Origin of the sequence: Methanohalobium sp. (assembly GCF_018609725.1) — an archaeon.
In the GTDB taxonomy this organism is placed as follows: Archaea; Halobacteriota; Methanosarcinia; order Methanosarcinales; family Methanosarcinaceae; genus Methanohalobium.
Window position 1 is genome coordinate 1 of sequence record NZ_JAHENT010000028.1, and the last position, 9,835, is coordinate 9,835.

Annotated in this window: 10 protein-coding genes; 9 read left to right on the forward strand and 1 reads right to left on the reverse strand. The window is 37.9% G+C overall.

The genetic code is table 11. The features are described 5' to 3' along the window. From QZ276_RS01575 to QZ276_RS01605, 7 genes are all read left to right on the forward strand, one after another. The coding region (locus QZ276_RS01575; protein WP_292484685.1) for a monomethylamine:corrinoid methyltransferase at positions 1 to 157 on the forward strand (157 nt) is incomplete at its 5' end. A 360-nt stretch (positions 158 to 517) separates the two neighbouring features. Next, positions 518 to 2,794, forward strand: coding sequence for a CDC48 family AAA ATPase (locus tag QZ276_RS01580; RefSeq protein ID WP_292484665.1), 2,277 nt, complete (start codon positions 518 to 520; stop codon positions 2,792 to 2,794). 103 nt (positions 2,795 to 2,897) lie between these two features. After that, on the forward strand, positions 2,898 to 3,455 hold the full coding sequence (locus QZ276_RS01585) for a CBS domain-containing protein (RefSeq protein ID WP_292484667.1): 558 nt from the start codon (positions 2,898 to 2,900) through the stop codon (positions 3,453 to 3,455). A gap of 94 nt (positions 3,456 to 3,549) precedes the next feature. Continuing rightward, a complete protein-coding gene (locus tag QZ276_RS01590; RefSeq protein ID WP_292484669.1) occupies positions 3,550 to 4,701 on the forward strand; it encodes an alanine--glyoxylate aminotransferase family protein in 1,152 nt (383 codons plus the stop codon). A 9-nt stretch (positions 4,702 to 4,710) separates the two neighbouring features. Continuing rightward, entirely contained in the window at positions 4,711 to 5,175 is a 465-nt protein-coding gene (gene ribC / locus QZ276_RS01595; protein ID WP_292484671.1) for a riboflavin synthase, read from the forward strand. 378 nt (positions 5,176 to 5,553) lie between these two features. After that, positions 5,554 to 5,958: a 6,7-dimethyl-8-ribityllumazine synthase gene (gene ribH, locus QZ276_RS01600; protein ID WP_013194516.1), complete on the forward strand. Its 405-nt coding sequence runs from the start codon at positions 5,554 to 5,556 to the stop codon at positions 5,956 to 5,958. Positions 5,959 to 5,999: 41 nt separating this feature from the next. Beyond that, a complete protein-coding gene (locus QZ276_RS01605) occupies positions 6,000 to 7,142 on the forward strand; it encodes a pyridoxal phosphate-dependent aminotransferase (RefSeq protein ID WP_292484676.1) in 1,143 nt (380 codons plus the stop codon). Here QZ276_RS01605 and QZ276_RS01610 read toward each other — a convergent pair whose 3' ends face one another. Continuing rightward, positions 7,143 to 7,586, reverse strand: a complete 444-nt coding sequence (locus tag QZ276_RS01610) for an FAD synthase (RefSeq protein ID WP_292484678.1) — start codon at positions 7,584 to 7,586, stop codon at positions 7,143 to 7,145. Positions 7,587 to 7,676: 90 nt separating this feature from the next. On the opposite strand from QZ276_RS01610, the gene QZ276_RS01615 reads away from it, so the two are divergent. Continuing rightward, a complete protein-coding gene (locus QZ276_RS01615; protein WP_292484681.1) occupies positions 7,677 to 8,315 on the forward strand; it encodes a hypothetical protein in 639 nt (212 codons plus the stop codon). A gap of 140 nt (positions 8,316 to 8,455) precedes the next feature. Further along, positions 8,456 to 9,835 (forward strand): homocysteine biosynthesis protein (locus QZ276_RS01620; RefSeq protein ID WP_292484683.1); only part of this gene is annotated, 1,380 nt, incomplete at its 3' end.

Consider the following 9,835-nt stretch of genomic DNA (forward strand, 5'->3'; position numbering starts at 1 on the left):
ACTTGTCGGTATGTACGAAGGCGACTACGGAAACCTTCCAGAGGACAAGACCTTCCAGGAGTGCTATGACATTTCTACCATCACACCTACTGATGAATACGTAAATGTCTACCAGGGTGCTAAGAAGAAACTGGAAGACCTTGGATTGGTTTTCTAAATTATCAGTGGTTATTATACCACTCTTTCTTTTTTAACAATAATTTTTGCTGCAAAACAAAAAGATAAATATAAAAACATTTACCATGTAAGTGGGCATTTTTTTAACAGTGTTTTTAATATCGTTACTGATCCATACATTAATTATTCTTGCACAACCCTATTAATTATGATTTTCTTGTGATATGCCATCTATATTGCAGCTTGTTCATGTTTAACTAATTGTATTAGTGCTAACCTTAAACCAAAGGTTTAAAAATTAATGAGTAAATAATTATTGTATTATTACTCTGATATATACCAAGGTTATTGCATTTTTTAATGTTTCAACCGTATATATTTAGAGAAAGGGGGAGATTCAATGGATAAAAACTCTAATGTAAAATCTATCAAATTAAAAGTTGCTGAAGCTAACCAGAATGATGTGGGTAAAGGTGTGGTTCGCATTGATAAGGCTTCAAGAGATAAAATAGGTGTTAGAGAATATGATGTTGTAGAACTTAGAGGGAGGCGTACTACCTCTGCAATAGTTCGACGTGAATTTCCAGCTGATAGTAGTAAGGATATAATCCGTATGGATGGACTTATACGCTCAAATTCCAAAACAAGTATAAGCGACAACATAACAGTAAAAAAAGCAGAATGGAAAGAAGCAAAACATGTAACACTAGCCCCTGTTACAAAGGGCGTTCGTATTCACGCCCCTGCAGAAATATTACGGTCTATTTTTAAAAACCGAACTGTTTCAAAAGGAGATTTTATATCAACAACTAACGTAAGGAAACCAAAAGATACATATGACAAGGGTATGATGTATGAAGATTTCTTCCAGGATATGTTTTCATCTTCTTTTGGTCTTGGTGAAGTTAAAATACAGATTGTATCCACCTCTCCTTCTGGAATCGTTAAAATCACTGATTCAACAGAGGTTGAATTACTACCAGAATCAGTAGAAGTGCTCCCCGAAAAAGACATACCAAGTGTCATGTATGAAGACTTGGGTGGTATTAAACCAGCTGTTGTAAAAATCAGAGAAATGATAGAACTTCCACTAAAACACCCCGAACTTTTTGATAGTCTGGGTATTGAAGCTCCAAAAGGTGTATTGCTTCGAGGACCACCGGGAACTGGGAAAACACTGCTAGCAAGGGCTGTTGCCAATGAATCCGATGCCTATTTTATATCAATAAATGGACCAGAAATAATGTCAAAATTCTATGGTGAATCAGAACAACGTATACGTGAGGTTTTTGATGAAGCCGAGAAAAACACCCCAGCTATTATATTCCTTGACGAACTTGATTCAATTGCTCCAAAACGAGCAGAAGTAACCGGTGAAGTGGAACGTCGGGTGGTTGCACAGTTACTCTCATTGATGGATGGGCTGAAAGAACGTAAAAACGTAATATTAATTGGAGCTACTAACAGACCCGAAGCTCTAGACATCGCTTTGAGAAGACCTGGGCGATTTGATAGAGAAATAGAACTTCACGTTCCTGACACTGAAGGAAGGATGGAAATTCTGCAGATTCACACAAGGGGAATGCCACTTGGAGAAGATGTAGACCTTAATAAACTGGCAGAGATTACATATGGATTTGTCGGTGCCGATATAGCTTCATTGTCCCGTGAAGCTGCAATGGGTGTTCTTCGAAGGATATTGCCCGAAATAGACCTTGATGAACCGGTAATTCCAAAAGAAGTACTTGACCAACTTCAGGTCACCAAAATGGATTTTGATAACGCATTGAAAGATGTCAGCCCATCTGCCATGCGTGAAATCATGATTGAAATACCAAATATTACATGGGATGATGTTGGCGGACTTGATGAGTTTAAAGAATTGCTTAGTGAGGCGGTAGAATGGCCTCTGAAAAACGCAGAAGCCTTCAGACGCATAGGTGTTGAAGCACCAAAGGGTGTTATGTTGTATGGACCACCCGGTACCGGTAAAACCATGCTTGCCAAAGCTGTTGCCAATGAATCAGATGCCAACTTTATCACTGCCAAAGGTAGTGACTTATTGTCCAAATGGTACGGTGAATCAGAAAAACGTATCGCAGAAGTTTTTTCACGTGCAAGACAGGTAGCACCTACTGTGATATTCCTTGATGAACTGGATGCTATAGCACCTGTACGCGGGTCTACAGTAGGTGAACCACAGGTAACAGAACGTGTTGTAAACCAGCTCCTTTCAGAACTTGATGGCCTTGAGGAATTAAGAGGTGTTGTGGTTATAGGTGCAACCAATAGACCAGATATTGTAGACCCTGCACTATTGCGACCAGGAAGATTTGATGAACTTATAATGGTACCTGTACCAGATAAAGAAGCACGTCTAAAAATTCTTAAAGTACACATAAGTAAAATGGAACTGGCAGATGATGTCAGTATTGATGATTTGGTTGCACAGACCGAAGGATACACTGGAGCAGATATTGCCGCAATCTGTAAAAAAGCAGGAAGGTTTGCATTGAGAGAAGATATAATGGCAGAAAATGTTAAACAGAATCACTTCCTGAAAGCCATAGAGGAAATAGGACCTTCTGTAACATCTGAAGTTGTAAAATACTATGAACGTATAAAGGGCAAACTAAGAACTAAAAAAGCAGAAGAAATAGAAAATGTATATGTCTAAACAATAATTGACCACATCCTCATTAAAGTGGATGTTTCATTTCTTTTTATCTGATTCTAAAAAACCAATTACTTAAATATCGCTATTAACAAAAACAATCCATATGATATTCCCCACAGCAGAGAATCTTAAAAGAAAAAGAAATGAACTTGGATTTACTCAGAATGAACTGGCTAAAATGACAGGTGTAAGTCAACCTCTAATTGCACGTATAGAGTCAAATGATGTTGACCCTCGTTTATCCACAGTCAAAAAAATCTATGATGCCTTTCAAAAAGCTGAAAACAAAAATTTTTTAGCTAAAAATATAATGCATACCGATGTAGTGTATATTTCACCTGACAAAACAATTAATGATGCAGTTAATATTATGGAAAAACATGGTTATTCACAGATACCAGTTTTTGAGGATTGGTCTTGTGTTGGAAGCGTATCTGAAGACATGATTTTAAAAGTTATGACTGATAACAAGATAAACGCTATTTCAGAAATGAAAATCCGTGATGTTATGATGAGTCCACTTCCGGTAATATCCCCTGAAACTTTTATAAACGCTGTTTTTAATATGTTTGAACAATTCTCGGCTGTTTTGATAATGGATGACGGTAAATACACAGGAATAATCACAAAACATGACCTGATGAAATTATTACATAGTTAAGTTTTTTACTAAAACCGATAAATTTGGCTACAATTATATATTAGGTAAATCCATTATAGAACCAATACATAACAGAAATTAAAAGGAGAATAACATGAATTTTGAAGACAAGTTAATAATGATGCCTGGTCCAGTACCAGTTGCACCAAGAATATTAAGAGCTATGTCAAAACCAATGATAAATCATAGAGGTGACGAATTCGCAGAAATTTATGATGATTGCTGTAATATTCTAAAAGATGTATTCAATACACAAAATGATATTTCTGTTATAAGCGGCTCTGGCAGTGCAGGGATGGAAGCCGCCATCGGATGCACAACCAACGACAATGATAATGTCATTACAATAGAGAATGGTAAGTTCGGTGAAAGGTTCAAATTAATAGCAGATAGGTATGGAAACGCATTACCTGTTGAATCTGAATGGGGAGAACCCGTAGATTTGGATAAAGTAGAAAATTTACTTGCTGAAGGAGCAACTTCTGTTGCAATGGTACATAATGAGACGTCTGCAGGTGTACTAAATCCGGCTAAAGAAGTCGGCAAACTTACCAAAAAATATGATGCTCTATTCATAATGGATGGAATAACGTCCATCGGAGGAGACGAGGTCAAAGTTGATGACTGGGGAGTTGACATTGCAATTGCCGGTTCCCAGAAATGTATAGGTGCTCCTCCTGGTATGTCCATGGTATCCATAAGCGATAGAGCATATGAAGCAATGGAGAATGTAGATAATAAACCGTATTATCTCGACCTTGAAGCCTATAAAGAAAGCCTTGATAAAGATAAAACACAGACACCTTACACACCTGCATTACCGCTGTTCTATGGGTTACAGGAATCTCTGCATATTGTGAATGAGGAAGGCGTAGATAATAGAATCAACCGTCATAGAACGTACTCAAAAGCAGTTCGCAGCGCTATGGATGCAATAGGTCTGGAAATGTATCCAATACTGGATGAAAATACTCAGTATTCAAATACTGTCTCTGCTATGAGCGCTCCTGAAAGTGTCAGTGGTGAAGACATTAAAAAAGATATGCTTGAGAGAGGTATCGTTATTGTGGGCGGACAGGAAAGGCTTAAGAATAAAATATTCAGAATCGGCAATATGGGCAACTTGACATCTAGAGATATACTTATTACAATTCAGGAACTTGAAACTATACTCCACAAAAGAGGTATAATATCTGAGGTAGGTGCAGGTATTAATGCTGCAAACGATATTTTGGACTCTTTATAATAAGATAATATGGCTACCATAGGGATTGTAGATACAACATTTGCACGCTTTGACATGGGAAGCGTCGCACTTGATGAAATCAATAAAAATGCATCCTCAAGAACTGTAAGAATTACTGTACCGGGAATAAAAGACCTCCCAGTAGCATCCAAGAAACTCCTTGAGGAGCAGGGATGTGACATTGTTATAGCTCTTGGTATGCCTGGTTCTGCAGAAAAAGATAAAATGTGTGCCAACCAGGCATCCCAGGGTTTGATTCAGGCACAACTTATGACAAACAGGCACATAATTGAAGTGTTTGTACACGAAGATGAAGCGGCAAATGAAAAAGAACTGGCACACCTTATGGAAAATCGTGCACGTGAACATGCGATAAATGTTGTCAAACTACTGTATAAACCTAAAAAACTCATAAAAGAAGCAGGCACGGGACAACGACAGGGTTTTGAAGATGTAGGACCTTTAGGTATCTGACGTACCCCAACGGATAAATCCTTGGGGTTCTGTGGTCGCCATCCATCTTGACGTTGCCACTTGCGAGGCGCTAGTAATCCCGTACGATGCATCACTGTCTGCATTCATCGTTTGTGCTCGACACCAAGCAATACTTGGATGGGGCCTAATGATACACAAACAACCGACTGAACAACGTCTTACATCAGGCAGCTTGCTCAAAACAACTGTACACTGAAAGCATTGCTGTATCTATAAAATTATATATGCTATACTACAATTAAAAATTAATGATTAAAATAATCAAAGGGGCCGTTTCATCCAACGGTCAGAAACCGTTGGCTTTTACGTACCCCCTGTTGCCCCAATTTCGTAATAAAATAAAAATGGAGATAATATATGAGTATTAATCTGGGATTTGTTATTGCTGAATTCAACAGAGACCTTACCTATCAGATGGAGCTTCTGGGAAAAGAACACGCAGAATTTCTCGGGGCAGAGGTTAAAAATAAAATCCTTGTTCCTGGTGTTTATGATATGCCCCTTGCAATTAAAAAATTCTGTGAGCAGGATGACATCGATGCTGTAGTAACAATTGGTGCAGTTATAGAAGGGTCTACTGAACATGATGAAATCGTTGTACAGCATGCTTCAAGAAAAATAACCGACCTGTCACTGGAATACAATAAACCGGTAACTCTCGGGATAGCCGGTCCAGGTATGACCCGTATGGAAGCACATGAAAGGTTGGATTATTCTAAAAGGGCTGTAGAGTCTGCAGTAAAACTTGTACAGCGTCTATAAAATAATTAAAGTTAAATATAAGACTGAGTTTTGAGTTTTTGATGGCATCTTCAAGGGTAGAACGTGTAAAAGAGTCTGAAACGATTAGAATCGCAAACCTTGCAAATCAGTTACGCAAAAAAAATATCGATGTTATAAGTTTTAGTCTGGGAGAACCTGATTTTGATACTCCCAGACACATCTGCGATTCTGCAGCAAATGCTATGTATAATGGAGAAACCCATTATGCACCCTCTGCAGGAATTCCCCATTTAAAATCTGCTATTGCTGAAAAATTACAAAATGAGAATAAATTGGGTGCAGATGAATCCAATATTTTGGTTACCCCCGGCGCCAAACAGGCTATTTTTGAAATAATGATGTCGGTTCTTGATCAAGACGATGAAGCTATCCTGTTTGACCCTGCATGGGTTTCATATGAACCCTGTATAAAAATGGCAGGAGCACATCCTGTATGGGTACCAACTGATCCAGACAATGATTTCAAACCCTATAACATTTCTGAATACATAACCGATAAAACCAAAATGATTGTTGTAAACAGCCCATGTAATCCGACAGGAAGTGTATATGAAAAAGATGTCCTTGAAAATATTGCAGACATTGCAATCGACCATGACTTGTTTGTACTTTCAGATGAAATCTATGAAAAAATCATCTATGACAGAGAGCATATCAGCATCGGTTCGATGGATGGCATGCAGGATCGTACCATTACAGTAAACGGTTTTTCCAAATCATATGCCATGACAGGTTGGAGGCTTGGATATGTCTGCGCACATCCTGATATATTCAATAATTTGCTTAAAATCCAATCCCATTCCGTAAGCAGTGCAACAACCTTTGTACAGCACGGGGGCTACGCCGCCCTGAATGGGCCACAGGAGCCTGTTTATGAAATGGTGAACGAATTTAGAGCAAGAAGAGATATACTGGTTGATGGCCTTAATTCATTGGGAATTAAATGTAACCGACCACAAGGAGCTTTTTACGCGTTCGCTGATGTCAGTGAATTTGGTACTGGAGATGAGGTGGCTGAAGAATTATTAAAAGAAGCTCATGTTGCAGTAACACCCGGGTCAGCATTTGGACCAAGTGGTAAAAACTTTATAAGAATATCCTATGCAACATCTCAAGATAGAATACAAGAAGGTCTTGAGCGTATAAAATCTGTGCTTGAATAATTAGCAATAACGTTCAAGTATTCTATCAATAATTTTTCCGCTGCTACACAGTGAACAATCACTTAATTTATTAATGCGAACCACCTTCGCATTAATTCCCAGTTCTTCCAGATTTTTCTCGATTGAATCACTGCTGAATTTCTGGTCATAACCGATTGCTATGATGTCTGGTTTTATATTCTTTATCGGTTCATATATATTGGTTTCACTTCCAAGCACTGCTTTATCCACTAAATTTAACGAATTTACCATTGTTACACGCTGATTTTCAGGAATAACAGGTTTTGGTTTATGTTTTATCATGGATTCTCTTGCAACGATTACATATAATTCATCACCGAGTTTACGGGATTCACTTATATAGTGCAAATGTCCCGGATGGAGAAGGTCAAATGTTCCAGTTGCCAGTACCCTTGTCAAAAGATCACCTTTACAGAGTTTCAATAAAGACTTCCAAGAATTAATAAATTTATGGATTAACAAAAACTACAACAGTAAAAAATTTAATCAAGACGTTACTAAAATCAGTTAAATATGGAAAATATACCTGAGAAAGGTTACAAAAATGAATTTTCAGATTTAATCAAGTACACAATACCCGGTTATCTTATAGGCATTATACTGGGAAGTTTACTGGATTATTATGGTTACCAACAAAATCCTTTGGGTCAATGGATGGTTCGTACTTTTTCCGGAGAAGGAGAAAGCATCTTTGAAGGTATATATTCGATTAAACAGAGGTTAAGCGGGGCTTTGGGTTCTATTTCAGAAGCGTATGGATGGGGTAAACTTTCAGGAATGAGTGTTCCATGGATAATCGACCTTTTTAGTCATCTTGCAGGTGTTAATATCTATGGCGTAGAAGGTTTTTATATACCCTATTTTTACGCTTTAAGTGACCAGATAGGTGCAAACATTTCTGGATTATATTATCTGAAAAGGTCGGAAAGTTCATGGTTAAAAGGCATAAAAAAATACATAAATCATCCGGTTATGGTATCAAGCCTTATTGTTATAATAATTGTTCCGATAGGATTGCTATTAGCACGTATCATCGGATTCAGCCCTACCAACCAAATCTATACTGCGCTTGAAACCATCGCTGCAAATCTTTGCTGGGTTCCTCCTGTAGTTGGGTGGGTGTGGTTTAAATATAATAATAAAAAATTATAAAACCCTCACCTGACTTACTTAAAATACATAACTTTTAATTGGTTTGACTTTGTTTTTATAAGTAGTTCTATATAATTAATCATACAGTTATTCTAAAAATACAATGTCGCGAATTATCGTATTATTACAGAGGTAGCTTCATGGTTGAAAAGTCAATTGAAGAAATTAACAATAAAATCAAAGACGGCAGTGTTAATGTTGTTACTGCCGAAGAGATGGTAGATATCGTATCAGAACTCGGTACAGAAGGTGCTACACAAGAGGTGGATGTTGTTACTACTGGAACATTTGGAGCCATGTGCTCGTCTGGTGCATTTTTAAATTTTGGTCATGCAGAACCACCTATCAAATTCCAGAAAATCTGGCTAAACGATGTAGAAGCTTATGCAGGGCTTGCAGCTGTTGATGCATATATAGGTTCCACTCAATTGTCAGAAACTGCCGGCATGGAATATGGGGGAGCCCATGTTATTGAAGACCTCATAAGTGGAAAATCTATAGATGTGCATGCAAAATCCTATGGTACTGATTGTTATCCTTTAAAAGTACTGGATACTACATTAAATATCAACGATTTAAATCAGACCACTATGGTCAACCCCCGAAATGGATTCCAGAAATACAATGTAGCTACAAACAGCACAAACCGCACATTACATACATACATGGGTACATTACTTCCAAATCATGGAAATATTACCTATTCAGGTTCTGGTGTCCTTTCTCCGTTATCAAATGACCCAAATTATGAAACTATAGGAACCGGTACACGAATATTTATAGGTGGTGCTCAGGGTTATGTTGTTGGAGAGGGGTCCCAACACAACCCGGAAGTTAATTTCGGCACTCTGATGGTACAGGGCAATCTTAAAGACATGAATCCTGATTACGTTCGTGGTTCGAGTTTTTACGGTTATGGAACTTCATTGTATATGGGTATAGGAGTACCTATACCGGTTCTTAACGAAAGAATTGCAGAAAATACAGCCGTCAGAGATGAAGATATCATTACAAATATACTGGATTATGGAGTACAGAGCAGAGACCGTCCCAAATTGAGGGAAGTAACCTATGCAGAACTAAAATCCGGTTATGTAGACCTAAACGGTACAGAGGTTGCTACATCACCGCTTTCAAGTTTTAAAACTGCAAGACTAATTGCTGAAGAATGTAAAGACCGGATTAAAAACGGCGATTTCTTTGTTACCGAACCTGTACATAGACTGCCCAACAAGGGTGTATTCAAACCAATGAAACAGACCATGAAAAAACCACTTGTTGGAGAAATAATGGCGAGAAATGTTGTTACCATCCAGCAGGACAGTTCTTTCCATGAGGCTGCAAAAAAGATAATGGAAAGTACTTTCGACCATCTTCCTGTAGTATCAGAAGATTCCAAACTGGTTGGTATTGTTACTGCATGGGATATATCAAAAGCGGTAGCACAGGAAAAATATCATATTGTAAAGGATTTTATGACAAGGGATGTGGCTACAGCTACAACAGAGGAAACCATAGAT

Coding starts and splice junctions, on each gene's coding strand:
- ribH (WP_013194516.1), top strand. CDS start 5,554: ATGAGTATTAATCTGGGATTTGTTATTGCTGAATTCAACAGAGACCTT.
- ribC (WP_292484671.1), top strand. CDS start 4,711: ATGGCTACCATAGGGATTGTAGATACAACATTTGCACGCTTTGACATG.
- QZ276_RS01590 (WP_292484669.1), top strand. CDS start 3,550: ATGAATTTTGAAGACAAGTTAATAATGATGCCTGGTCCAGTACCAGTT.
- QZ276_RS01580 (WP_292484665.1), top strand. CDS start 518: ATGGATAAAAACTCTAATGTAAAATCTATCAAATTAAAAGTTGCTGAA.
- QZ276_RS01585 (WP_292484667.1), top strand. CDS start 2,898: ATGATATTCCCCACAGCAGAGAATCTTAAAAGAAAAAGAAATGAACTT.
- QZ276_RS01605 (WP_292484676.1), top strand. CDS start 6,000: ATGGCATCTTCAAGGGTAGAACGTGTAAAAGAGTCTGAAACGATTAGA.
- QZ276_RS01615 (WP_292484681.1), top strand. CDS start 7,677: ATGGAAAATATACCTGAGAAAGGTTACAAAAATGAATTTTCAGATTTA.